General features: G+C 47.8%; 21 protein-coding genes. 15 read left to right on the top strand and 6 right to left on the bottom strand.

Annotated features, from left to right (window positions below; translation table 11 throughout):
* Window positions 1-65: 65 nt before the first annotated feature.
* The 15 genes from ACJJI8_RS11085 (at window position 66) to ACJJI8_RS11015 (ending at window position 16,958) form a co-directional block, all read left to right on the top strand.
* Window positions 66-386 (top strand): hypothetical protein, encoded by a 321-nt coding sequence (locus tag ACJJI8_RS11085; RefSeq protein ID WP_444914550.1) that lies wholly within the window; start codon window positions 66-68, stop codon window positions 384-386.
* A 901-nt stretch (window positions 387-1,287) separates the two neighbouring features.
* The gene (gene ndhC / locus ACJJI8_RS11080) at window positions 1,288-1,701 is read left to right on the top strand and encodes an NADH-quinone oxidoreductase subunit A (RefSeq protein WP_444906223.1); all 414 of its coding nucleotides are present in this window, start codon (window positions 1,288-1,290) and stop codon (window positions 1,699-1,701) included.
* A gap of 18 nt (window positions 1,702-1,719) precedes the next feature.
* Window positions 1,720-2,367 (top strand): NADH-quinone oxidoreductase subunit B, encoded by a 648-nt coding sequence (locus tag ACJJI8_RS11075; RefSeq protein WP_444935067.1) that lies wholly within the window; start codon window positions 1,720-1,722, stop codon window positions 2,365-2,367.
* Between the two features lie 36 nt (window positions 2,368-2,403).
* Window positions 2,404-4,209: an NADH-quinone oxidoreductase subunit C/D gene (gene nuoC / locus ACJJI8_RS11070; RefSeq protein WP_444935066.1), complete on the top strand. Its 1,806-nt coding sequence runs from the start codon at window positions 2,404-2,406 to the stop codon at window positions 4,207-4,209.
* 145 nt (window positions 4,210-4,354) lie between these two features.
* Window positions 4,355-4,921 (top strand): NADH-quinone oxidoreductase subunit NuoE, encoded by a 567-nt coding sequence (gene nuoE / locus ACJJI8_RS11065; protein ID WP_444935065.1) that lies wholly within the window; start codon window positions 4,355-4,357, stop codon window positions 4,919-4,921.
* On the top strand, window positions 4,899-6,173 hold the full coding sequence (nuoF, locus tag ACJJI8_RS11060; protein WP_444935064.1) for an NADH-quinone oxidoreductase subunit NuoF: 1,275 nt from the start codon (window positions 4,899-4,901) through the stop codon (window positions 6,171-6,173). The genes nuoE and nuoF overlap by 23 nt, the downstream gene beginning before the upstream one ends.
* A 55-nt stretch (window positions 6,174-6,228) precedes the next feature.
* A complete protein-coding gene (nuoG, locus tag ACJJI8_RS11055; RefSeq protein WP_444935063.1) occupies window positions 6,229-9,072 on the top strand; it encodes an NADH-quinone oxidoreductase subunit NuoG in 2,844 nt (947 codons plus the stop codon).
* Window positions 9,073-9,074: 2 nt separating this feature from the next.
* Window positions 9,075-10,031, top strand: a complete 957-nt coding sequence (gene nuoH, locus ACJJI8_RS11050) for an NADH-quinone oxidoreductase subunit NuoH (RefSeq protein WP_444895021.1) — start codon at window positions 9,075-9,077, stop codon at window positions 10,029-10,031.
* A gap of 31 nt (window positions 10,032-10,062) precedes the next feature.
* The gene (gene nuoI, locus ACJJI8_RS11045; RefSeq protein ID WP_282934031.1) at window positions 10,063-10,581 is read left to right on the top strand and encodes an NADH-quinone oxidoreductase subunit NuoI; all 519 of its coding nucleotides are present in this window, start codon (window positions 10,063-10,065) and stop codon (window positions 10,579-10,581) included.
* A 37-nt stretch (window positions 10,582-10,618) separates the two neighbouring features.
* Window positions 10,619-11,128 carry an NADH-quinone oxidoreductase subunit J gene (gene nuoJ / locus ACJJI8_RS11040; RefSeq protein ID WP_444895022.1) on the top strand — a complete coding sequence of 170 codons (510 nt, stop codon included), beginning with the start codon at window positions 10,619-10,621 and terminating at the stop codon, window positions 11,126-11,128.
* Between the two features lie 4 nt (window positions 11,129-11,132).
* Window positions 11,133-11,450 (top strand): NADH-quinone oxidoreductase subunit NuoK, encoded by a 318-nt coding sequence (nuoK, locus tag ACJJI8_RS11035; RefSeq protein WP_444892930.1) that lies wholly within the window; start codon window positions 11,133-11,135, stop codon window positions 11,448-11,450.
* 1 nt (window position 11,451) lies between these two features.
* Window positions 11,452-13,290 carry an NADH-quinone oxidoreductase subunit L gene (gene nuoL, locus ACJJI8_RS11030; protein ID WP_444935062.1) on the top strand — a complete coding sequence of 613 codons (1,839 nt, stop codon included), beginning with the start codon at window positions 11,452-11,454 and terminating at the stop codon, window positions 13,288-13,290.
* Entirely contained in the window at window positions 13,287-14,885 is a 1,599-nt protein-coding gene (gene nuoM, locus ACJJI8_RS11025) for an NADH-quinone oxidoreductase subunit M (RefSeq protein ID WP_444935061.1), read from the top strand. Before nuoL ends, nuoM begins: the two co-directional genes overlap by 4 nt.
* Window positions 14,882-16,426 carry an NADH-quinone oxidoreductase subunit N gene (locus tag ACJJI8_RS11020; RefSeq protein WP_444935060.1) on the top strand — a complete coding sequence of 515 codons (1,545 nt, stop codon included), beginning with the start codon at window positions 14,882-14,884 and terminating at the stop codon, window positions 16,424-16,426. Before nuoM ends, ACJJI8_RS11020 begins: the two co-directional genes overlap by 4 nt.
* Window positions 16,427-16,499: 73 nt before the next feature.
* On the top strand, window positions 16,500-16,958 hold the full coding sequence (locus ACJJI8_RS11015; protein WP_282934036.1) for a hypothetical protein: 459 nt from the start codon (window positions 16,500-16,502) through the stop codon (window positions 16,956-16,958).
* Between the two features lie 101 nt (window positions 16,959-17,059).
* Here the strand turns inward: ACJJI8_RS11015 and ACJJI8_RS11010 are convergent, their stop codons facing one another.
* The 6 genes from ACJJI8_RS11010 to ACJJI8_RS10985 form a co-directional block, all read right to left on the bottom strand.
* On the bottom strand, window positions 17,060-19,537 hold the full coding sequence (locus ACJJI8_RS11010) for a TonB-dependent receptor plug domain-containing protein (RefSeq protein ID WP_444935059.1): 2,478 nt from the start codon (window positions 19,535-19,537) through the stop codon (window positions 17,060-17,062).
* 766 nt (window positions 19,538-20,303) lie between these two features.
* Window positions 20,304-20,999 (bottom strand): aspartate/glutamate racemase family protein, encoded by a 696-nt coding sequence (locus ACJJI8_RS11005; RefSeq protein WP_444914558.1) that lies wholly within the window; start codon window positions 20,997-20,999, stop codon window positions 20,304-20,306.
* A 201-nt stretch (window positions 21,000-21,200) separates the two neighbouring features.
* Window positions 21,201-22,022 carry an MBL fold metallo-hydrolase gene (locus tag ACJJI8_RS11000; RefSeq protein WP_444935058.1) on the bottom strand — a complete coding sequence of 274 codons (822 nt, stop codon included), beginning with the start codon at window positions 22,020-22,022 and terminating at the stop codon, window positions 21,201-21,203.
* A gap of 166 nt (window positions 22,023-22,188) precedes the next feature.
* Window positions 22,189-22,692, bottom strand: coding sequence for a protein disulfide oxidoreductase (locus ACJJI8_RS10995; RefSeq protein ID WP_444935057.1), 504 nt, complete (start codon window positions 22,690-22,692; stop codon window positions 22,189-22,191).
* Window positions 22,693-22,707: 15 nt separating this feature from the next.
* On the bottom strand, window positions 22,708-23,334 hold the full coding sequence (locus ACJJI8_RS10990) for a thioredoxin family protein (protein ID WP_444935056.1): 627 nt from the start codon (window positions 23,332-23,334) through the stop codon (window positions 22,708-22,710).
* Window positions 23,335-23,336: 2 nt separating this feature from the next.
* A complete protein-coding gene (locus ACJJI8_RS10985; protein WP_444935055.1) occupies window positions 23,337-25,367 on the bottom strand; it encodes a protein-disulfide reductase DsbD family protein in 2,031 nt (676 codons plus the stop codon).
* Between the last annotated feature and the right edge of the window lie 132 nt (window positions 25,368-25,499).

Here is a 25,499-nt window from a genome sequence, read left to right as displayed (position 1 = left end):
TTGAGCTAATCACAAAATAAATTCTGTATGCCCTCGGCTCAGCGAGGCATCATGAGTAAATCACTATGAACCCAGCCATAGAAGAATTAAAAAGATATTTAATCGAGCTAGAATCGGTGAATGACTTTGAATCGATAGAACTTAAAGCTGAACATATTGGCATTTTAATTCAGGTAAAGTCGGCGATAGGACAGCTTGAACTATGCGAAAAGTATGGCATCAGTGCAGGTTCACTAGTAAGTAGTTTACCCAAAACTGAAAATCCAAATTTTTGCTACTTAGTGGTAAATGAAAACGAGTCGTCCAACCCTGATAACTGGGAGGAAGCTATCTTCGAAGGACAGAAAATTCGATTTAGTGGTGGTGACCTTGTAATTCGCAAGTAATCTACACATAGCAAATCATTGTCGCCAATCAACAAACTGCTTATATATTACAATTCTTATAGAAGTTAAGCTCTATATACCTACGCCGAAAGCATGCCTAAAAAGAGACTAAAAGTTACTCAGAAGCAAGCGATGACTACCACCACAATAAGAGCAATTTGCTTATTAATTTTGGCTTTAGGAATCACATTCCTCTTTGGCATTATAAAAATCCACAACCCCGATGTAAGCTTTGAAAGCTCAGATGGCCATTGGGGTGACTCTGAAGTTCAGTTTAAGGGGCGAGATTATTCCGTGATAGAAGAAGGGTTCCGTAGGTACAAGCTTCAATGTAACGCAAGCGATGTGTACCTTGTTAGAAATACCGAGAAGAATTGGATAAATGTACTTGCTTGGCCAAACTACCTCACTCATAACAAGTGGAAGGTCCCATACAGAACCGCAAGTGGAGTGCACTATGATGGAATTATTAGGTGCCAAACAAATCAATAACATCACATTCTAATTCCAGTACAGCGTATCCCTAAAATACCGATCTGCTTTTAATCAGAGGAATAGTTTAATAGCAATAGGACCCTCCTTCATCTTCTGAAAACTGGCGCACATTTTCATTTATTCAGCTGTCGCAAGACATTACATAACCCTACCGAATAAAAAGTATACACATAAGAATTAAACGTTCCTTCGCACCACTGGCGCTATCTCCCGCAACGATTTATAAATCAGACAAGCGAATAGGATTACCGACAACTAAAAAATTTCTCAGAAAAGCAATAATCGTTTTTCAAATTATCTCTTCTTGCGTGAGAGCACCCTCAAAATCAGAATTCTTGATTTGCCCTTTTACTGCAAGACCAGTGATTGATACGGGCTTCGCCCGCAGAAACATGGGAGAGCGAAGTTGAATTACCCGGATCAGTTCACTCCTCAGATTTGGCCATTGATTGTTTATTGTCTGGCCGTATTTGCCCTAATTACCTTAATGCTCAGCCTTTCCTATTTTCTCGGTCAGAAACGCAGAGACCCGGCTACCGATGAGCCCTATGAGTCGGGTATTGTTTCCCAGGGCAATGCGCGTCTGCGCCTCTCTGTCGCCTATTACCTTGTTGCCATCCTGTTTATCGTCTTCGACCTGGAGGCGATTTACCTGTTTAGCTGGTCCATCGCATTTTATGAAACTGGCCTGCTCGGGTTTATCGAGGCCACCGTATTTATCGTGATACTGCTGGTGGGGCTTATTTATCTGTGGCGCCTGGGTGCACTTGACTGGGGCGGATACCAGAAGAGTTTGGAGAAACGCCAAAAACCCCAATAACAACAATGAGAATTCATAATGCGCTGGAAGCTGAGCAAAGCCGACGACCTGGTTGCTACCGAACACGGCAATCCTTCTGAAGAAATAAGCACTCAAGATTTAGAAAAAAATATTCTCCTTACCAAACTCGAAGAACTGGTTTCCTGGGGCCGTTCAAATTCCCTATGGCCATTTAACTTCGGGTTGTCCTGTTGTTATGTAGAAATGGCCACCGCCTTCACCAGCCGCCACGACATCTCCCGCTTTGGCGCTGAGGTCATCCGTGCAACCCCGCGACAAGCGGATTTGATTGTAATTTCAGGGACGGTTTTCCTGAAAATGGCACCAGTGGTACAGCGACTCTACGAGCAAATGATCGAGCCCCGTTGGGTCATCTCCATGGGTTCCTGCGCAAATTCCGGCGGTATGTACGATATCTACAGTGTGGTTCAGGGGGTCGATAAGTTTCTCCCGGTCGATGTTTATGTGCCCGGCTGTCCACCACGCCCAGAGGCCCTACTGCAGGGATTGACCTTGCTGCAAAAGTCGGTGGCTGCGGAGAGACGAGCCTTCAGCTGGGTTGTGGATGATCAAGGAACTCACAAGGTTCCAAAGCCCAGTCAGCGTGATCTCCATAGGGAGGAACGTATGAAAGCTGACATGCTACGTGCGCCCGACAGTGTTTAGGCTTCATGGAATAAGAAAAAAACAACGGAATAGCCAATGACTGGCGTAATTGCGAAAACTGTCCACACAGCAACTCCCTACAGGAAAGCAGCAGAGGCATTTATTCGGGATCTCGACACCGGATATAAGCTTCACTCGTTCTGGTGGCAGCCACACTGTGATGATATGCCCACACTGTGGATCGAGAAACATGCCTTGATCCCTCTTTTGCTCTTTCTCAAGCGGGATATCGCCCAGCCATTTGAAATGCTGTATGACCTGAGTGCTATCGACGAACGGCTGCGGGTCAACCGTGGGGAGGGAACTGAAAAACAGCCTTCCAGCGATTTCACTCTGGTATATCAACTACTTTCATTTACCCGCAATTTATTTATCCGTATCAAGGTGGCTCTTCCCGAGAGTGATCTGAGCGCACCGACTATTACTGCCGTTTGGGAGAATGCCAACTGGTATGAACGGGAAGTGTGGGATCTATTCGGTATCGAATTTCCCGGTCATCCCCATTTACAGAGAATCATGATGCCGCTGACCTGGAAGGGGCATCCACTGCGCAAGGATCACCACGCCCGAGCTACCGAAGTCGACCCATTTAGTCTGTCAGAAGAGAAGGAGCGCAAAGAACAAGACGCCCTGCTGTTCCGGCCGGAAGACTGGGGCATGGCCAGGAGTAATGAAGACTCAGAGTTTATGTTCCTCAATCTGGGCCCGAATCACCCCAGCGTGCACGGGGTATTCCGTGTAGCCCTTCAGCTGGATGGTGAACAGATTATCGATGCAGTGCCAGATATCGGTTACCACCATCGCGGTGCAGAGAAGATGGCCGAGCGCCAGGCCTGGCATACCTATGTGCCCTACACCGACCGTATCGATTACCTCGGCGGTGTCATGAACAACCTGCCCTATGTGATGGCACTGGAGCAACTCGCCGGTATTAAGGTCCCTGAACGCGCACAGATGATACGGGTGATGATGTGCGAGTTCTTCCGCATATCCAGCCACCTGGTATTTTTTGGCACCTTTGCCCAGGACGTGGGGCAGATGTCTCCCGTGTTCTATATGTTTATCGATAGGGAAAAACTGTTTGGAATAGTTGAGGCCATTACCGGCGGCAGAATGCACCCGGCATGGTTCCGTATCGGCGGAGTAGCGCAGGACTTACCCCAAGGTTGGGACAAGATAGTGCGGGAATTTCTTGACTATATGCCCGCACGCTTAGCCGATTACGACGGCATGGTAATTAAAAACAAACTCCTGCAACGCCGCACCCGTGGCATTGGTGTCTACGATACGGCGGAGGCGTTTGAGTGGGGGGTTACCGGGCCAGGCCTTCGTGCCACGGGCCTGGATTGGGATCTGCGCAAAAAACGCCCTTACAGCGGCTATGATCAGTTCGAGTTCGAGATTCCCAGCTACGATGGTGGGGACTGTTTCGACCGCTGCCGGGTCCGGGTGGACGAGATATGGCAGAGCCTGCGGATTATCCGCCAGTGCCTGGAAAATATGCCGGCAGGCCCTTACAAGTCGGACCACCCTTTGACTACCCCTCCGCGAAAGGGGCGCACCATGGAGGATATCGAGACTTTAATTCAGCACTTTGTGAATAACAGCTGGGGACCGGTAATGCCGGCCGGCGAAGTGTGTTATCCCATTGAGGCCACCAAAGGTATCAACAGCTACCAGATCGTTAGTGATGGGGGGACCACCTCATACAGGACCCGAATTCGCACCCCTTCATTCCCACACCTGCAAATGATTCCGTTGATGTCCAACGGACTGTTGATTGCTGACCTTATTGCCATTATTGCCAGCATCGACTTCGTCATGGCGGATGTGGACAGATAACAATAAAGAATTACGGCAGGCACAGGGCCGTACAGCAGCGGAGTAGAAAAGTGCACGGAAATACACCCAGCGTTTCAGCCATCGCAAACACAGATGGCGGCAGCGCCTCAACGAAACCTCCGCAAGTTCTATCTCGGGGGCGACTATGTCCAGCTTACTAGAACCGGAATTGATTGAAGTAATGGAGCAAGGCAATAGCAATTCAGCAGACAACCTGGCGACCTTAACAGTACAAGAAAAAGAGGAAATTGATCAGGAAGCCACCCACTACCACGAAAAAACTTCAGTGGGGCTAGAGGCGTTGCGGATTGTACAGAAACATCGCGGCTGGATTTCCGATGAGAGCCTCCAGGCAATTTCCAATTATCTGGATATTCCCGTTGCAGAACTTGAGAGTGTCGCCACCTACTTCCAGTTGATTTTCCGCCAACCCGTAGGCAAGGAAGTGATCTACCTATGCAAAAGCTCCAGCTGCTGGATTATGGGTTGCGATAATTTGCAGAAAAAAATATCTGAGCGCTTAAATATCCAGCCTGGAGAGACCTCCGAAGATGGGATTTTCACCCTGCTGGAAACGCCTTGCCTGGGAGATTGTGATAAAGCTCCAGTCCTTATGCTCGGCGAGGAGATGCATCGCCATTTGGATGAGAAAGGTATTGATGAATTAATCGATAAGAAGAAAAAATATCATGCTGACAAATCCACTGACTAAAAATATTTCCAGTGAAAATATTGCCGCCACTATTGAGCAATATGTGGAAAACGACGGCTACCAGGGCTGGCGCAAAGCCATCACCATGGTACCGGACGACATTATTAACGAAGTAAAAGATGCAGGCCTGCGCGGTCGCGGTGGAGCGGGGTTTAACACTGGGCTGAAGTGGAGTTTTGTACCTAGGGGTGAAGATTCGCCCAAGCAAAAGTACGTTGTCTGTAACGCCGATGAAATGGAGCCCGGCGCCTTCAAAGACCGATTGCTAATGGAGCGAGACCCTCACCTCCTCCTTGAGGGAATGGCTATAGCCGCCTATGCCATTGGCGCCTCTCACGCCTATATTTTTATTCGTGGTGAATACCACCTGGCTGCAAACCGGCTCGAACAGGCAATCGATGAAGCCAAGCAGCAGGGCATGATTGGCGAAAATATTTTCGACAGTGGCTTTAATCTGGAGATCTGTCTGCACCGCAGCGCCGGTAACTATATCTGTGGTGAAGAAACCGCACTGCTAAACGCCCTTGAAGGCAAGCGGGCCATTCCCCGTGCCAAGCCCCCCTTTCCACAGGTCAGCGGGCTTTGGGGCAAACCCACCGTCGTTAACAATGTAGAGACCTTGTGCAACCTCCCCCATTTAATTAGCCACGGCGTGGAATGGTACAAAAACCTTAGCCGGCGTGACGATGCGGGAAGCAAAATATTTGGTGTTAGCGGCAAGGTTAATAATCCAGGGGCTTGGGAACTCCCAATGGGGACGCCCATTCGCGAAATTATTGAGCAACATGCTGGTGGCATGAAAGATGGCCTGCAACTGAAGGGCATTCTCCCCGGCGGAGGGTCAACCGATTTCCTCGGCCCGGACCACCTCGATCTTCCCATGGATTACGACGTTATCGGCAAGGCCGGCAGCCGTATGGGGACCGGCACGATCACCGTGCTCGACGATAAAACCTGCCCCGTAGGCCTGGTACTGAACTTGACCCAGTTCTTTGCGCGGGAATCCTGTGGCTGGTGCACCCCCTGCCGGGACGGCTTGCCCTGGGCGGTCAAAATTCTGGAGAGAATAGAGTCTGGCCACGGGACTAAAGAAGACTTGGAACTCCTCAGGGAACAGTGCGAGCGTATCGGCCCCGGCAATACTTTTTGCGCCCTGGCTCCCGGTGCCGCCGAGCCTATACAAAGCGCGTTAAAACTCTTTGAGCAGGATTTTATCGACCATATTGAAGGCGGTTGTTGCCCCTATAAATAAATTAGCGCGACAACCCTGCCCCTGAAAGCATTAATAAAAAGAAAATGGATTTCAAATGCCAACCATCACAATAGACGGTAATAAATACCAGGTTGATGGAGATCAAAACCTGCTCACTGCCTGCCTGTCGCTGGGTTTGAATGTCCCCTATTTTTGCTGGCACCCCGCCATGGGTTCTGTTGGCGCCTGCCGCCAATGTGCGGTTATCGAGCATAAGGACAGCGAAGATCAACGAGGCCGGTTGATTATGAGCTGTATGACACTGATAAAAGACGGCGGTATTTACAGTGTCCGTTCGGAGGCCGCGAAAGATTTTCGCGGTTCTGTGATAGAAGACTTGATGACCAACCACCCTCACGATTGCCCGGTTTGTGAGGAGGGTGGCGAGTGCCACTTACAGGATATGACTGAAATGTCCGGTCATACCATGCGCCGCTATCAGGGTACCAAACGCACCCACCGAAACCAGTATCTTGGCCCCTTTATCAATCACGAAATGAATCGCTGTATTACCTGTTACCGGTGTGTCAGGTTCTATCACGACTATGCCGGCGGCGAGGATTTACAAGCACTGGGTCGCAATCACCAGGTCTTTTTTGGGCGCAATACTGAGGGCATGCTGGAAAATGGTTTTAGTGGGAACCTTGTCGAAGTGTGCCCCACTGGAGTATTTACCGATAAGACCTTCAGCCAGCACTTTGTCCGAAAATGGGATTTGCAAACAGCCGCCTCAGTCTGTGAACACTGTGCCGTGGGTTGCAACACCGCGCCAGGATCGAGGGAATCCGGCAACAACCAAGACCCGATGTTGCGCCGTGTGGTCAACTTATATCACCACGATATCAACGGCTATTTTCTCTGTGACCGGGGGCGCTTTGGATACGAATATGTCAACAGTAAGAGCCGGATAACCCAGGTACTTTCTGCGCGCAAAGATGATGTGATCAGCTCTACAGCAGAAACTGATGAACGTCTGCACAAAGAGGTTTCCCCCAAGGATGCAGTGTTCTCACTTTCAGAAAAACTCGCATCTGCGCAAAGAGGTGAGCATCACTTAATAGGCATAGGTTCACCCAGGGCATCATTGGAAAATAACTTCGCCCTATTAAAGTTTGTAGGGCGGGATAACTTCTTCTCTGGCCTCAACCAGCGGGATATGCAGCTACTACACCTTGTAGACAGAATTCAGAGCGATGCCAATATCCACAGCCCGTCCATCCCTGAGATAGAAAATTCAGATGTTGTATTGATACTCGGGGAAGATATCTACAATACAGCCCCCAGGGTTGCCCTGGCAGTTCGCCAAGCAGCACGGAGCCGCCAAAAAGAACAAGCTGAATCATTAAGAATACCCTTGTGGCAGGATGCTTCTGTTCGACAATTAGAGGGTGAACCCAGCCCGATTATTTTTATCGGCACCGAACTCAATCAGATCTCAGATATTACCTGTAAAGCGATCTATACCCTGCCGGAACAGGCTGCCCAAATCGGCCAGGCAATTGCCAATAATATTCTGGAGGTTAAAAGCAGCAAAACTTCACTGAGTGCAGAGAATCTGGAGGAAGCTGAAAGAATCTCAGCAATATTAACTGCGGCCAAAAACCCAGTGATTATCTCTGGAACCAGTAGCAAGAATATCCACCTAACCCACAGCGCAGCAAAAATCGCCTGTGCACTGGCGGAAAAAAATGGCAAACCCACGTCTCTATACTTGTGTTGTGAAGAGGCTAATAGCTTGGGAGTTATTCAGCTGTTTGAGCCCGAAACCGGTTCCCTTGAGCATCTGATCACTGAACTCAAGAATGACAAAACCAATATCGATAAAACCCTAGTGATTCTGGAGAATGACCTCTCCTTAAGAATCGCGAGCGAAGAGTTAAACAGTCTGTTTGCCAGCGTCGACCATATCATTCTGCTGGATACCCTGCTCAATGAAACCGCCAAACATGCCGACTTAATCTTTCCTGTATCCGCAACGGCTGAATCCCAAGGGACATTTGTTAACAATACTGGTTTGGCACAGCGATTTTATGCGGTCTATGAAGGCACTGGGTATATCCAGGAGAGCTGGCGCTGGCTGGTAGATGCCGCTGGTTTTTCCACAGAACACTCCGAGAGTATCGACACTATTATCAATTGGAATCACTGCCCAGATATCACCGATTCCCTAGCAGAAAGTGTTGCTTCACTCAAGGTCATCAAAGATTTAGGGCCGGATGAAAACTTCCGAATTGACGGGCTCAAGGTTGCTCGACAGACCGCTCGCTACAGTGGGCGCACGGCTATTCACGCAGAGGAACATGTCTCAGAGGAGCCTCCACACCAAGACCCCGATGCTCCTATGAGCTTTAGCATGGAAGGTGTGCACAACCCAAACCGGTCACCGCTGCAAGCCAATATCTGGTCTCCCGGATGGAACTCCAACCAATCAATTTTCAAGTTTCAGCAGGAAGTGGGTGGCGAACGCCGTGGTGGTGCCTCGGGCAAATACATCCAGAGACAAGAGCAAGTACTTTCGGATTGGTCCTTGCCCACAGCCTCCGATGGCGATAGAGATAGCGATAACCACAGTCTAGCGACACTGCCGATTTACCGAATGTTTGGTTCGGAAGAGCTCAGTAACCGCGCAATGGCCATCGCTACAGTGATCGATAAGCCATTCTTTACTTTAAATCGCGGTGATGCCGAAAGTGCCAACCTCAACCAGGGAGACACAGTGGCGTTAGACACCAATAGCGGTATTTTCCGGGGCAGTGTGGTTATCTCTGATAGCCAACCTTCGGGCAGCCTGGGTGTGCCTTATGGTCTTCCAGGGCTTGAAATTCTTGCCCCTGTATTACCGGGAGGCGCCAATCTGTTGCCAGTGGAAGAAAGCTCCACAATCGGGCAAGAGGACTAATTATGAGCACCAATATCTGGATCATATTGCTCAATATTTTCGGTGTATTGATAGTTACCGTGCTGCTAGCAGCCATTTTAACTTGGGGCGAGCGCCGCCTATTGGGCTTTTGGCAAGATCGCCCAGGCCCTAACCGGGTGGGAAAATTTGGCACCCTGCAAGTTATGGCAGATATGATCAAGCTGTTCTTTAAGGAAGATTTCACCCCGAAATTTGCAGATATTCCCGTATTTGTACTGGCACCCACCGTAGTTATGGCAACCATGTTGATTGCCTTTGCCGTAGTGCCCATATCGCCCAATATTGGGGTCACCGACCTGAATATCGGATTACTGTTTGTGCTGGCTATGAGTTCTATTGCGGTCTATAGCGTAATTCTTGGGGGATATGCATCAAATAATAAATATGCTCTGCTCGGTGGGCTAAGGGCTGCCGCTCAAACCGTGTCCTATGAAGTATTTATGGGTTTGAGCCTGATGGGCGTTGTTATGCTCTCAGGCAGTTTCAATCTGCGCGAGATTGTTAATGCCCAGGCAGATGGTTGGTTTATCATCCCTCAATTTCTGGGTTTTATTGTTTTCTTTATTGCCGGTATTGCCGAGAGCCGCAGAACTCCATTTGATCTTCCGGAAGCTGAGCACGAACTGACTGCGGGATTCCATACCGAATACTCCGGTATGAAGTTCGGCATGTTCTTTGTGGGTGAATATCTGGCAGTAATCCTAATTTCAGCACTAATCACCACCCTGTTTCTCGGTGGGTGGCACGGCCCCCTACTACCCCCATTTATTTGGTTTTGCCTGAAGACTGCCATTCTGGTTGGTGTTTTTATTCTTTTAAGGGCGGCGATTCCACGCCCCCGCTACGACCAATTAATGAAATTCGGCTGGAAGGTCATGCTACCTCTGGCCCTGATCAATCTACTGGCTACCGCAGCGGTACTTTTGTGGACAGCCTAGAAAATTAAAATAAGCGTGCGAGGCCAAAGAAATGATTTCAAGCCAAATTCGCAGCATGTGGTTGGTATTTAAACACCTGTTCCGGAAGAACGTTACCGTACAATACCCCGACCAAAAGCCCTACCTGGCACCCAGATATCGCGGCAGGATCGTGCTCACCCGAGATCCCAACGGTGACGAGCGCTGCGTTGCCTGTAATCTCTGCGCCGTTGCCTGCCCTCCTGATTGTATTTCACTGCAAAAAACAGAAGATCCTGACGGCCGCTGGCGTCCCGAATATTTTCGTATCAATTTTTCCCGCTGCATTATGTGTGGGCTTTGTGAAGATGCCTGCCCAACCTATGCCATCCAGCTAACACCTGACTTTGAGATGTGCGAGTACGATCGGCAAAACATGGTGTACGAAAAGGAAGATCTTCTAATTAGTGGTCCCGGTAAGTATCACGATTACAGTTTTTATCAAATTGCAGGAAAGGCCATCTCAGGAAAGGACAAGGGCGAAGCTCAAAATGAGGCCGAGCCCATTAATGTAAAAAGCCTAAATCTCTGATTTCAATAAGGCTAATAACTAAAAAGAGGTTTTCCCAGTGAATTACATTTTCTACTTAACCGCTGCGGTTGCCATTGTCTCAACCGCCATGGTTATCTTTCACAAGAACGCGGTCCACGCGCTACTTTATCTTGTCACTTCACTTTTATCGGTTGCCGTTATTTTCTATCAATATGGCGCTCCCCTGGCAGCAGCTTTGGAAGTTATTATTTATGCCGGCGCCATCATGGTATTGATTATTTTTGTCATCATGATGCTCAATCAGGGAGACGCTTCAGTTGCACAGGAGCAAGCCTGGTTACAACCCCACACCTGGATTGGCCCAGCCCTTCTATCAGCCATTTTGTTAATCCAGTTACTTCTGCTGGTTAGTAGCGGGCAAATTCCTTCAGAGCAAACCTATCACTATATCGGGCCCAAACAGGTCGGTATCGCACTTTTTAGCCATTACGTTCTCGCTGTCGAACTGGCTTCAATGCTGCTTTTGGCAGGGCTTGTTGGAGCTTTTCACCTCGCCCGACATAGAAGAACAGTTAAACCGGAGTGAAGCTATGCCTATCGAATCTGCACCTGGTTTGGAGGCTGGCGTGTTGTTGGCCTCCATCCTGTTTTGCTTGGGGTTAGCTGGATTACTAATCCGAAGAAATATTATTTTTATGCTGATGTGTATTGAAATTTGCACCAATGCCGCAGCATTAATGTTTGTTGTCGCCGGCGCACACTGGGGCAATGCTGATGGGCAGGTGATGTTTGTTTTTGTTGTCACCCTGGCCGCTGCCGAAGTAGCCATTGCACTGGCGCTGGTCTTGCAATTCTATTATCGCAAACACACGGTCGATATTGACCAGCTCAATGGATTGAGGGGTTAATATGAACGGATCACTAGCCTGGATACCATTGCTTCCCTTTCTTGGTTTCCTGACCCTCATCAGCATTCCACTCTTTACACAAAAGGAGCCCTCACAAAAGTTAGTGAGCTTGATTGGGGTGGGCAGTGTGGGAATCGCAGCAATTCTGGTTTTTAATCTCGCACTCTCCACCTTTCTGGGCAACCCGGAATCGGTCGTTACGCTGTCAGTTTGGCAGTGGATGCGAGTATCTGACCTCCAACTCGGCTTCACCTTTCACGTGGACTGGCTAACCCTGGTAATGCTGATGATCATTACCGGAGTGGGCTTCCTTATCCACTTATACTCAGCCGGATATATGCGTGAAGATCCGGACTTCCGCCGCTACTTTTCCTACTTGAATCTATTTGTCTCTGCCATGTTAATTCTTGTAATGGCGGACAACCTGGTACTTCTCTATCTGGGATGGGAAGGTGTTGGTCTTTGTTCCTACTTGCTTATTGGCTTTTGGTATAAGGACCCTGCAAACGGCGCGGCCGCGCAGAAGGCATTTATCGTCACCCGCGTCGGCGATACCGCCATGGCGATCGGCTTTTTCCTGCTGTTCTTTGAGTTCTCAACACTAAATATACCGGAGCTCATCACAGCGGCAGGGAATCCCGGGGTCAATACTCAAATTGTCACTATCGCTATGCTGCTGTTACTGGGTGGCGCTGTGGGTAAGTCAGCACAGATTCCACTCCAGACCTGGCTTCCCGATGCGATGGCAGGCCCCACTCCCGTCAGCGCCCTTATCCACGCTGCCACCATGGTGACGGCCGGGGTCTACTTGATCGCCCGAATGCACCCGCTTTATCAGCTGTCTGGAACCGCCATGACAGCTGTGGCCATTGTCGGCGCTCTGACTCTATTAATCTCCGGATTCAGTGCTATCGCACAAAGTGATATCAAACGGGTCCTGGCCTATTCAACCATCTCCCAGATTGGATATATGTTCCTGGCCCTGGGTGTCGGTGCCTGGTCAGGAGCCATCTTCCATTTGATGACCCACGCCTTCTTCAAGGCTCTGCTCTTCCTCTCCGCAGGGTCAGTAATCCTGAGCGTACATCACGAGCAGAATATCTTTGCCATGGGCGGCCTCTATCGCAAAATCCCCTTTACCTTTATCTGCTTTACCATCGGTTGCGCCTGCCTGGCAGCGCTCCCATTTACGTCCGGTTTCTACAGCAAAGATCATATTTTGCTCAGTGCCTATGAATACCATCAAGGAGTAAACCTGCTCTGGCTTGCCGGTCTATTGGGAGCGCTGGTCACAGGGATTTATAGCTTCCGGGTTCTGTTTCTTGCATTTCTGGGCAGTGAGGGCAGCGCCTCCTCACACTGTAAAGACGCCAATAACACGGTGATGATGCTTCCCTTGGGCCTCCTCGCTGTACTTGCCCTATTTGGTGGAATTCTCGCTCCACCTCTCCAGGGAGTCTTTGGCACCCCAACCGACGAACACCACTCCTGGGTCATTGAAGCCATTGCCATTGCCATGCCGCTGATCGGCCTGTTTATCGCCTGGAAAATGTTCCTGTTCGAGAAGAAGGTTGGGGAGCAGCGCTCTCCACTAATGCAGTTTTGGTTTAAGGGATGGGGTTTTGACTGGGTCTATGACCGGGTCTTTGTAAGACCTTTTAAATTTATCACCGCCCTTAACCACAAAGATATTATCGACAGTATCTACAAGGGTACCGCTTCGCTGAGTGCACATCTAAATAACGCCCTCAGCTCTTCACAAAATGGCCAAATACGTTGGTACCTGGCCACCTTTGTAGCCGGATCAATTTTATTCCTAGCCCTGTTGGTGGCTCTATGACATTACTGGCAATAATTATAATTTTATTTGTTGGGGGAATATTAGCCTGGCTGGCAGAGAGACATCTCTATGAGGGTGGACGCTTAATCAGCCTGGTTTCCCTGATAATCGCATCCCTGCTCTTGATCAGCTATTTCCCCCAGGCAGAGTCCACAGCTGTTACAGGTGACAGTCAGTGGTGGGATAGCCTTTTGATATCGTGGATACCCAGGTTTGGGATCAGCTTCCATCTGGCGATTGATGGACTCAGCTTTCTTATGCTGCTACTGACAATGGGGATGGGAATCTTTGGGTTAGTAATGACCTGGAATGATGTCACCTTCCGGCGCGGCTTCTTTTATTTTAACTACCTGTGGACACTGGCCGGTATTGTCGGTGTGTTTACCGCTATCGACCTGTTTTTATTCTTTTTCTTCTGGGAAGTCATGCTGATTCCCATGCTGCTGTTGATTGCAGTTTGGGGCTATGAGGGCAGAGTCTACGCTGCGATAAAGTTCTTTATTTTCACCCAGGCAAGCAGCTTGTTAATGCTGATTGCCATCGTTGCCTTGGCATTTATCCACTATCGGAATAGCGGACAACTGACCTTTAACTATATGGATTTGTTGGGTGCTCAACTGTCTGCAACAGCAGCTTATTGGTTAATGCTCGGATTTTTTATTGCCTTTATCGTCAAGTTGCCAGCGCTGCCCTTCCATACCTGGTTACCTGACGCCCATACCCAGGCCCCTACTGCCGGCAGTATTCTGCTGGCGGCGATTCTGTTGAAAACAGGAGCCTATGGTTTATTGCGTTTTACACTGCCCTTATTCCCGGAGAGTTCACAAGCTTTTGCACCGGTTGCAATGACCATTGGAGCCATCAGTGTGGTCTACGGCGCATCGCTGGCATTCGCTCAGAAGGATATGAAAAGACTTGTGGCCTATTCCAGTGTGAGCCATATGGGATTTGTTCTATTGGGGCTCTACGCGCTGAATACTATCGCCCTGCAGGGCGCAGTGATGCAAATGATCGCCCACGGCTTGAGTACCGCTGCACTCTTCGCATTAGTAGGCGCACTACAGCATCGTCTCCATACTCGGGATATGAGCCAGCTCGGCGGTGTCTGGCCTCTTCTGCCAAAGCTATCCGCCGTTGCACTCTTCTTTGCCATCGCCTCACTGGGACTGCCTGGGCTGGGTAATTTTGTTGCCGAATTCCTGGTGCTGGTTGGTAGCTTTAAAGCTAATCACTGGTTAACGGTTATTGCAGCAATTGGGCTTATTGGAGCAGCACTCTATGCATTATTAATGATGCAGCGTGTCTTCTTTGGCAAGTTTAATGACAAATTGAAACCCGCTACAGAGGGGAAAACTGTCAGTGATCTAAGCCTCAGGGAGATCTCTGCGCTTCTTTCACTGGCGGTGCTTCTCGTGATCTTCGGGCTCCGCCCCCAGCCTATCTTTGATATCGCCGAGCCTACGATTGCCAAATCAATGAAAAAATTTCAGCCCCCCGAAAATGAAGAAGTCGTCATAGAAAAGACAGGGCCGGAAACTTCAGCAAGCTTAGCCTCTCCTACTGCTAAAAGCGCTAATACAGGTACATCTCTATGAGTGCCCAAGAACTATTTTCTATCCTACCGCTTTTACTGATTAGTACCGGTATTGTAATTTTGCTGCTCCAAGTATCCTTCTGGAGAAATCATGCGGGCGCTCTGGTTACAACTCTTATCACTTTGGTAGCCGCTATCATTGCCTGTTTCTGGGTTGGAGCCACCCTATCGGGCAATAACGGGTCCATTCAAGTGACTGCCCTACTCTCGATTGACTACAACTCATTGTTCTTCTGTCTGCTGATATTAGTTACCGCCATAGCCGTCAGCGTTATGGGATACAACTACTTAAAGCTTCGGTGTGACCTGAATAGAAATCCGGATAGCTATCCAGAAGAGTTTTATATACTACTTTTGCTCGCCATTTTGGGAGCAAGCACCCTGGTATTTGCCAGCCACTTTGCCACCTTTTTCCTTGGTATAGAATTAATTAGCCTCGCACTTTATCCACTGTTGGGATTTGCGGTTACTGGCAATTTGTCCTCAAGCAAAGATCAAGTAAATTCCCTGGAATCTGCCTTTAAATACTTAATCCTTTCAGCACTTTCTACCGCTCTCGGGCTATTCGGTATCGCATTAATTTATGCGGCGTCTGGGGCACTGGACTTTGGCAGTATCGCTACACGGATACAGGATCTTTCACAGACTTCTGCTCTTTTTGCAACCGGCGCCACTCTGCTGGTCATTTCTGTTGCTTTCAAGTTATCACTGGTTCCATTTCATATCTGGACACCCGATGTATTCCAGGGCGCACCTACGCCTACGACGGCGTTGATCGCCACAGTGGGAAAAACAGCCGTAATTGCCTTTCTGTTGCGATTCTTTAATACCTTAAATCTCTACCAGAGCCCTATTCTTATTGATTTACTGACAATCGCCGCCATAGCCAGCATGCTGATAGGAAATTTATTGGCCCTGATGCAAAACAATATCAAAAGGCTGCTGGCCTACTCCTCAATCGGCCATATAGGCTATTTAATTGTGGCGTTTATCATCGGCAATAGCGCGTTTGGTACAGAGGCGGTTATTTATTACATGGTCGCTTATGTCATTACTACACTAGGAGCCTTTGCAATTGTTGGCCTGATAGCTGATTCAGTGGAGGCCGCCCAACTAACCAATGGAACAAATGTCAGTGACGTGACCGACAGTGCAGATGATCCCTATCACAGAGACTTTTACCGGGGATTACTCTGGCGTAGTCCATGGCTGGCGAGCTGTCTTGCTCTAATGCTGTTATCTCTGGCTGGAATTCCCTTAACTATTGGGTTTATTGGGAAGTTTTACGTCTTTACCGCAGGTGTTGAAGGAAAAATGTGGGCTCTTCTCGCTGGTGTGGTTATTGGTAGTGCATTGGGCCTCTTCTATTACCTTCGTCTTCTACTTACGATGGTACAAAGAGATGCCATTGACACTAGCAGTAACAGCGAAACGTTACAAATTACCACTTCAGGGCAGTTTTTAATCGCAACTCTCGCTGCCGTACTGGTTTTTTTCGGAATATTTCCACAGGTCCTTATTAACTGGATAAATGCTATATAAAGTAGAGAGCGAGTGCTGATGTAAAAATATTTTAAAGCCCAGGCAATAGCCTGGTCATCAGAGGGTACTTACTATGAAGACTTTCAAACAAGCATTTGAAGTCATCAAGGATGCTGAGAGATTTCACCTGGAAATGGCAGCTGTTTACGAGACCTTACTGGACAAATCAGAGGACTACCGAACCCAATTGCTATTAAAACACATGCTTGAGCATGAGCAGAGAATGGCGAAAAACCTGCAGAACTACAATGATGTAGCGCAAAATAAGGTGATGAAGACATGGTTGCAATACACCCATGAAGAAAGTGCCAATGACTTTATTCGCCGCCTCAATCTGAGTGATCCACCGACAATTCGTGAAATTAATAATATGGGACGAGAGGTAGATCGCTATTTCTCAGAACTCTATCAGGCGGTGTATGGTGCAATTGAGTCGATGGAGGTGAAAGAGGTGTTTGAAGACCTAAAGCAAATACAAGATAAGGAAAGAATTACCTTATCTATGGCCACAAATTCACTGTGGGATATGTAAAAATCCCGCTACTTACAGCGGGATCTAATCGTCACATAATTCTGCAGTCGGCTAACCCGGTATTAAGAATACCCAGGTTAGCCAGCTACAGCTGGGATTACTTAGAACTCATACTGCGCTCTTACGTAGTACAGAGCTCCATTGAATCCCATAGGTGCCGTTTCCGGATATTCCGCTCCAGCAACACCGGACCAGGGGTTTTTATCTGGATAGTTGTTGAATACGTTTTCCGCACCTGCGATCAAGGTCATGGAATCATTGAAGTCATAAGCAGCCTCAATATCCACAGTCCACTCATCACCGGCATCAATGGGCAAGCTGTAATCGTCCAAATGTGCTTCCCAGTAGCTACCGTAGTAGTTGAGTCGCACTAGGCCCCGCCAGCTGTCACCACTATGGGTAACAGATGCATTACCGCGCACCTCTGGTAAGCCATCCTCCAGCTGCCTGATACGCATTTCATCCATGGTATCCGTACTGAAATCGGTAACTTCTGTTTCCGTCCAGTTGAAAGCCAGGTTGAAATCTGTTGCATCACCGAGTGGGTAAGTCGCCACCAAGTCAACACCCTGGGTTTGGGTATCGAAGTCATTGGTGTAGAAACGGAAATATTCAAGGGAATCAGCACCACTGATGCCATCCTGAACCAACTGATCCCGCTCTTCATCGGTCAGTTCCTGGTTAGCAGATTGAGTGATTCGATCTGTCACCTCGATGAGGAAGTAATCCAGGGTAATATCCCAATCACCTGCGGCAATAATTGTACCGAAAGTAAAGCTCTGAGACTCCTCTGGCTGCAGCTGCTTACCGCCTTTCAATACAGCAATGGGGTTGGTTGCCGGTATAGTTCCCCGGTTAGCCAATGCGCCATTGGTATAAGCCGTAGTGACATTGGTAATGTTGGACTGACCTGGTGTCGGAGCACGGAAACCGGTGCTCAGCGTAGAGCGCAGGGCAATCACATCGTTGATTGTATAGTGGGCTGACAATTTGAAATTGGAAGTATCTCCGAAATCAGAGAAGTCTTCCCAACGCAGTGCCGCACCTAATCGAAGAGCTTCGACGACTTCGAGTTCGAAGTCGGTGTAAAGTGCAATATTATCCCGGTCAAATGTGCCTACAACCTCAGGACCAAAACCAGAGAATCCATTCGAACCAATCAGGAAACCCTGCTCCGCCAGATCACCAACTTGCCAGGAGGCAGTATCACCCTGTTTGACCTCAAACTCTTCTTCACGCCATTCAAAGCCCGTGGCCATGAACAGAGGCATTCCGGCAAGTTCAATGCTCTTAGTCAAATCGATATTGAAGTTGTTTTCTTCCTGTATATAACCACCAGGGCTAAATCTGGTCGGGCTGTCAGGTCCGAGCGTGGCATTGACGGTGTTGTAGATTAAAAAGTCTACTTCGTTGTGACCGGTACTGGCACTTACGTCGTAGCCAATGCCATTTGCAAATTCACCACGAACACCAAATACTGCTGAGTAGTCCTCTAGCTCACCGCCAAAGCGCGGAGTAAATCCGCCTGGGAACATTTCGGTGTATGAGAAGCACTCATCACTAGACTGTGCTTCCTCATGGGTCATGCCAATACAATCATAGATACCATTGCTAGCATCCAGATCACCAATTAAGGGCTCATCATCAAGCGCATAAACGCCGGGACGAGTTTCCGGGTTCCGGAAGTAAAAGCCCCCATCTGTTTCGCGGCTGGCATAGTTACCAAAGGCATACAGCTCAGCAGTATCATTTAGCTCTATGGCACTGTTAACAAAGAACTTGGTGTCGTCATTAACTTCTGGCTGGCCCCAGATCTGCGCAGGATTGGCAACATAGGTATTGCCATCGGCGATCAACTGGGCTGCATCATCCCGCTGCACACTGCGGCTGGTAGAATCCTGCTCACGATACTCAAGGCTGACATTCACAAAACCAGAGTCTGTCAGAGGCAGGCCAAAATTCGCCGCTATCGTACTCTGATCACCATCACCTTCAGCGGTAGTAGCATACTTGGCTTCAACCGTGCCGCCCTCAGCTGCATCCTTTAACTGAAAGTTGATAACGCCGGCAATCGCATCGGAGCCATATTGGGCTGCGGCACCGTCACGCAGGACCTCAACCTGTTTCAGAGCAATCGCCGGAATTGCAGAGATATCTGGCCCCTGGGCACCATCTGAAACACCACTTCCGAGGAAGGAAATGACGGCAGCGCGATGGCGACGCTTACCATTTACCAGAACCAGTGTGCTATCGGGTGGCAGTCCACGCAGGTTTGCAGGGCGAACGATTGAGGCAGCATCAGAAATTGGCTTTGCATTAACGTTGTAGGATGGAACAACGTTTCTAAGCAGGTTACTGAGATCTCCATCACCCTGGTTTACAAATTCTTCTCCGGTCACGATATCGATGGGAGCGGAGGAATCTGTAGCGGAACGCCCTTCAACACGGGTACCGATTGTTATCACTTCCTCAAGGAGTGCATCTTCAGCAAAAGTGGGACTGCTTAATGCAGCAATCGAAGCTGCCAGCAGAGAGGGAGCGCCACAGGCCGTAAGCCAGCGCTTCTTTTTTTCATTCATAGGAGAAATACCCTGTTTTAGTTATCTCTTATTTTCTTCCGAGCCAAATCAACCAGCTTTCACTTAAACCAATTTGTGCGTTACAGCAAAAATAAATTGGCTAATTAAGGTAGTGCTCCAGGAGATCAATAAAAATTTTTTACGCACTTGAAAGCTCGCTTATGCAGAGGGAGGTTACCACCAATACATTCACTGCAAGAAGTGTGACAACCAGAGAAAATGCCAGAAAAACTACAATTTGCAAGAGCAAAAAAGGCAATTTAAAAATTAAGAACGACTAAAAATGTAAATACTGACAAAACTGCCAAAAATAAAATAAATATAATTAGATGATTAAATTAAATTTAATTACAAGAGGGAGCAAAATAGAGCACACATACACAAGCAGGGTATATCCCAAATAATAACTTCTACAGAGGACAAATGAAACTTATTTGATGATTTGAGGTAAAAAAATAACCTTAGCCTACCGTAATAAACATGATAAATATCATTTCCACAAACAAATACTGTGAAGATATTTTATCTTGTTAGCTCTAACTCACAGACAAACATCCACAGAAAACCCACTTAACAAAATAGGTTAATACTAAAAAACTAACGAATATGGGACAAGCAAACCTAACAAGAGTAGATTTGTGTTATAAAAAAACCACCCACTGATACGCTTCGAAGCTAGTAGAGTGGCTTTAATGGATGTCACAGTGGAGCATCAGTCTAACTTTTGGTTGACAAAGATATCTCTAAGTAAACCTAGCAACACTATTCAACAATCAAGTGCGAACTTTATTGCGGCTTGAGCGTGAATCTCTGTGGAGTTCATCAGGTGAGTAGAGGTATCCTCTTGCGAAAGCAACATGCAAATCTCTGTACACCCTAGGATCACACCTTCGGCACCTCGATTGGATAGCAAATCCACAATACGAATAAATTCCATTTTTGAACTGTTAAGGACTCTCCCCTTACAGAGCTCTTCGTAAATAACCCTGTGGACTATCTCTCTATCGCTAGGCTCCGGAATCAAAACCTCAATCCCATACTTTTCCTGCATATAGCCACGATAGAAATCTTGCTCCATAGTAAAAGCTGTCGCCAACAAGCCGACGGTCTTTATCCCTCTGTTCTTAAGTGCTTCAGCTGTAGCATCACCAATATGTAAAAAAGGTACATCAAGAGTCTCGATAATATCTCCAGCTACTTTATGCATAGTATTAGTGCACAATAAAATGCCCTCAGCACCGGCTTTTTCCAGGCATATTGCCGCCTCAACCAATAGCTTACCTGCCTGAGCCCAATCACCCTCCATTTGTAACCGTGCAATTTTTTCAAAATCGACGCTATAAAGTAGAATTTCGGCCGAGTGCAACCCTCCTAACCTTTGAGCAATTCCTTCATTAATCAGGCGATAATAAATTGCCGTACTCTCCCAACTCATTCCACCCAAAAGGCCAATCTTCTTCATCTTCAAACTCACTTGATATCCCTTAATACATGTTGCGAATACTAACATGAGCGAATCGAAAGACTGACTGCAAATAAAAAGAGACCAAGAATACCAACAACTTATTTAGAAGTACCAATTTGTACTTTCTGTTTAAATTCGGCGCTCAATGCAAATTGCATACGGAAGCAATTTACTATTTTTCTTTTTTTTAGTGAGAAATCAATAATCAGATACTTCTGTAGGGTCAAAGCGCATGCAGGAGGCAATCAAGTTCCTCTTACTGAAATTAAAACCAGACACGACACTCATCATGTTTTCTCTTCCCAATAGCCGGTGGGTAATCTCACCAAGAGGCAAACCTTGCCGGTCCAAATCCCGTGCTTCAGTTGCAAGATTTAATAAATAATCATACTTGGCTTGCAAGCGAACTTTCCCTTTTTCCACAATCCCTCTATGAGGGCAAAATATAATATCAAAATCATAAGTGAGCACTTTTTTGATACTGTGCATTAAAATTGGAATACTTTCATCTTTACGCAACAGCTTTAACTTACTAGCTACATACAAATCAGCAGTGAATATCCACCCTCGATCCTGAACCAGATAACAGGTCATATCTTTAGCATGCCCAGGTGCGGGGATAACCACTACTTTTTCCCCGGAAAATCTCAAATCTTCCGGTAGTGGAGCAGCTTCTGCGCGCCCGGCCCTTCCCCAAATCAGCATCTGTATTGGAGGTATCCGAAAGCCTCTCTTTAGTATCTCTACTGTCGCCTTAGGGGCTCTTGGTTGAATACCGGTAAGCTTATAAATTGCACCGGCGTTACCACTATGATCTTCGTGGTGATGGGTGAGGACCAATTGCCGAAAAGGTTTATTTTTTACAAACCACTTGACGTATTTCCACTGGTTACTGGGGCCGGCATCGATAATAGTGTCACCCAACCGATATACAATAAAGGTTGTATTGATACCAAAATCGAAACGGCCGACCCTTTGCGCATCCAGATCTTGATAGTCAAAAGAATCAATAACCGACACGCCACTCTCCAGCGCAAGAGACAGACCTTTAAGGAATTATAGAAGCATATCTATAAGGGCAGCCCTCCCCGGCAATTAGGAAATTTTAACTCCAACCATCCTAGGCTCAGGGAAAGAGAGTTTGATATAAGCTTAAATACGACGCAGTGACCTTAATAGTGACAGACTACTTTGTCATCTTTAAGCGCAGCTGCAGACCCAACTTGGATGTGGCGCCAGTGGTGACCCAGGCAACACGCCCGTCAGTATCGACAATCAGCAAGGTTGGCGTCACTTTCACGCCCCATTGGGCGCTTAAAACGCCATGTGGATCATTTAGAGAAGGAAAAGCAAGTTCGTGATTCCGCATGTATTCGGTAACCACCTCTTCTGTTCCAGACTGCATCGCAACACCAACAACCTTGTAATCCCGAGACAGGTCAGTCACAGCGGGGGAAACTATCCGGCAATAGGGGCACCAGGTTGCCCAAAAGTAAATTAATACTGGCCCTTTGGGGTACATTTGCTTTAGGTCAATAAGATTTCCCTGCAGCGATTGCCCCTCTAACTGAGGGGCCTGGTTCTCAGGGATATCTCTTTGGTGGAAATAACCCACGGCAGTAACCATTAGTACCGCCAAGGTGATAAATATCAACGCCTGAACCAGGTAGCTATAACGAGCTTTTTCCACCCCAAATAAACTCCTTTAGTACTTCACACTACACCCATAAGCCCGCGACGAGGACTTTGGCACAGCCAGTCCCTTCAGTGAAGCATCCAGTGCAGCAGAAACATAATTGTGTGAACTGCCTATAACCGCAGGATTGGCTGAGTCATTATCATCAATGGCTCCAGCATATACGACTTCCCCCTGAGGATTAATGATAAACATATGCGGAGTAGTTTTAGCCCCATAAGCACGCCCCATAACTCCAGAGGTATCCAGCAAGAAGGGTACGCTTGCGCCGAGATTATGACTCTGCGCAACTGCCATAGCCTGCTCTGGCTCCAAATAGCCCTGCTTTCCTTTAGCTGAAGAAATAACCGTGAGCCAATTTACTTTCTGTGCTGTATACCTTTTTTGAAGGGACTGCATATTACCACTGCCATAGTGTTTCCTGACATAGGGGCAATCTTTATTAAACCATTCAATAACCAACCATTGGCCTGTGTAATCGGAGAGATTGTGAGTTTTTCCCGCAGCATCCACTACTGAGAATTCTGGCGCTTTTTGTCCAGGAACGGCTGCTGCCAACACGACGCTCGGCAACATCAGGAATAAAAGCAAAACTCCTCTAAGTATCGAATTATTCACGTTGAAAAATAATTTCATAATTAACCATCCTCACTATTAACAGTTAAGTGCTTACTAAACAGTGCTGCAATTAAAGACTCTTGCAGCAGTGGTGGAAGTAACTCTGGTTTTTTCTCTCCTGCAGGATACCATGCATATACAGGTACAGAGTTCCTCCCTAAATCCTGCAAAGCTTGGGTAATTTCAGGGTTATAACGCGTCCAGTCGGCCCGAATAAGAAGCACGTTATTCTTTTTAAATAATGCTTGTACACTTGGGGTATCAAGCACCAGCTTTTTATTTACCTGGCAGGTAATACACCAGGCTGCGGTATAGTCAATAAATACAGGGCGCCCATTATCCAAGGCTTCCGTCAAAAGTGCCTTGTCATAACGATGCCAGTCATACGCCATTTCTGCAGGTTGCTCACCACCCTCCATACGGATTGCCGGTAGAGATATTAGCAAAATAGCAGCGACACAAATCAGACCCGCTGCTCCCCCCTTTTTGGAAAAATTTTTTACTAGCCAGATTGCAAGAGTAACAACGAGCAACAGGATTAAACCGGCCAACCAACCAGAGTCCCCAGCTAGGCGCCCTAAAATCCATAGTAGCCATATCACCGTTGCGTAAAGCGGAAATGCCAGAAACTGACGCAACTTCTCCATCCATGGACCTGGAGCTGGCAGATGCCTCAGTATTACAGGACTTGCACACATCAAAATAAATGGCGCAGCGAGCCCTAAACCGAGGCATAAGAAGATGAGTAGAGCCTGAAGTGGAGGAATCACCACCGCTGCTCCCAGAGCTGCTCCCATAAATGGACCGGTACAGGGGGCGGCAACAAAGACAGCTAAAACACCAGTGGTAAAGGAGCCACGGCTATTGGAGCTAGCAAGCTCCATTAATCGGTGCCCAAACTCAAAAAAGCCGCTAAAAGATAGGGCCATCAGCCAGAAGAGCATAATTAACCCAATTACCACAACCGGTGACTGAAGTTGAAAACCCCAACCAACGGCCAACCCTCCCCAGCGTAGCGCCAATAAAGCAAGCCCCAGGGCAAGAAAAGTCACCATAATGCCGGCGCTATATAGGAAAGATTCACGCAAACGTTCGGCTGGGCGATTACCACCGTTAATCAGTCCAAATAGCTTTATGGACAGCACCGGGAAAACACAGGGCATCAGATTCAATAGGATACCGGCAATAAATGCTGACAGAAGTAAAAGCCATATAGAGGTCGCGCTCTTCTCAATTCCCACTTGGGATAATAGGGGGGCAGAGACTTTCCAGGCCCGGCTCGAGTCTGTAATCACAAAATCGCTGCTTTCACTAATCTCAGAGCCTGGCAGGCGCTTGAACTTGTAGAGGAGAGTTTCATCTTCACGCTGAACTTCTGGCTCAGACGCAGAGTACAAGTCACCATTTACGGGAAAAATGCTAGGTATTTCATCGCTACGATTCCCACTGAGCTGCAAAGTAATATGCTCACTACCTCGCGCTGAAATGGATACTGGTTGCCACGGGCTCTCACTTTCTCCCCCTGGAAGCCTGTTGGCAAAGTAATTCCTTAACGCCAGATCTGTAGCTGGCCAAGCCGCCTGCTCTGCAACCGGCCGTACAAGGCTCATAGTGGCAAAGCCCGGTATGCAATCCACTTTACAAACCAACCACTCCAGGTCCGCATGCAGGATGACCTCTTGCGTGCGCTTATCTGGGAGGAGCTGGAACAGGTAGGCAACATTCCCGGAGTACCCCAGGTTAGTAAGATGCTCTACCCGGAGGCGCGTTGGGAATGGCCATTCGATCGGCCCTAATAAAGCGCCCTGAGCCTCCATATCAAATCGTGGAGCCGCCCCCGAATCTCCAGTATTACGCCAATACACATGCCATCCAGGATCTACCTCAAAGTAGAATCCAACCGTCTCTCTCATTCCTTGGCGAAATGTATCAGGTGCCAGCCAACGCACCTTGACATGATCACCAGATGCCGTCTCCTGTGCTACAGGGAGACCCGCAACCAACAGTAACGTCAAACAGCAGATGTTGATCAGCGTGGTCTTTATTTTCAATGTGATTCTCCTTCTCGCCTAATCAACTGGTACTCCCCCTTTGGGTCAGATACAAGTTACAACATTGGCCTCACCCATCACAAAACAAAGTCTCACTATACTCCGATCATACCTAACCTAAAGAAGCGCCCA

This window comes from Microbulbifer maximicatervae (SeqCode), assembly GCF_052467695.1.
This window is presented reverse-complemented; position numbering and strand designations above follow the sequence as displayed.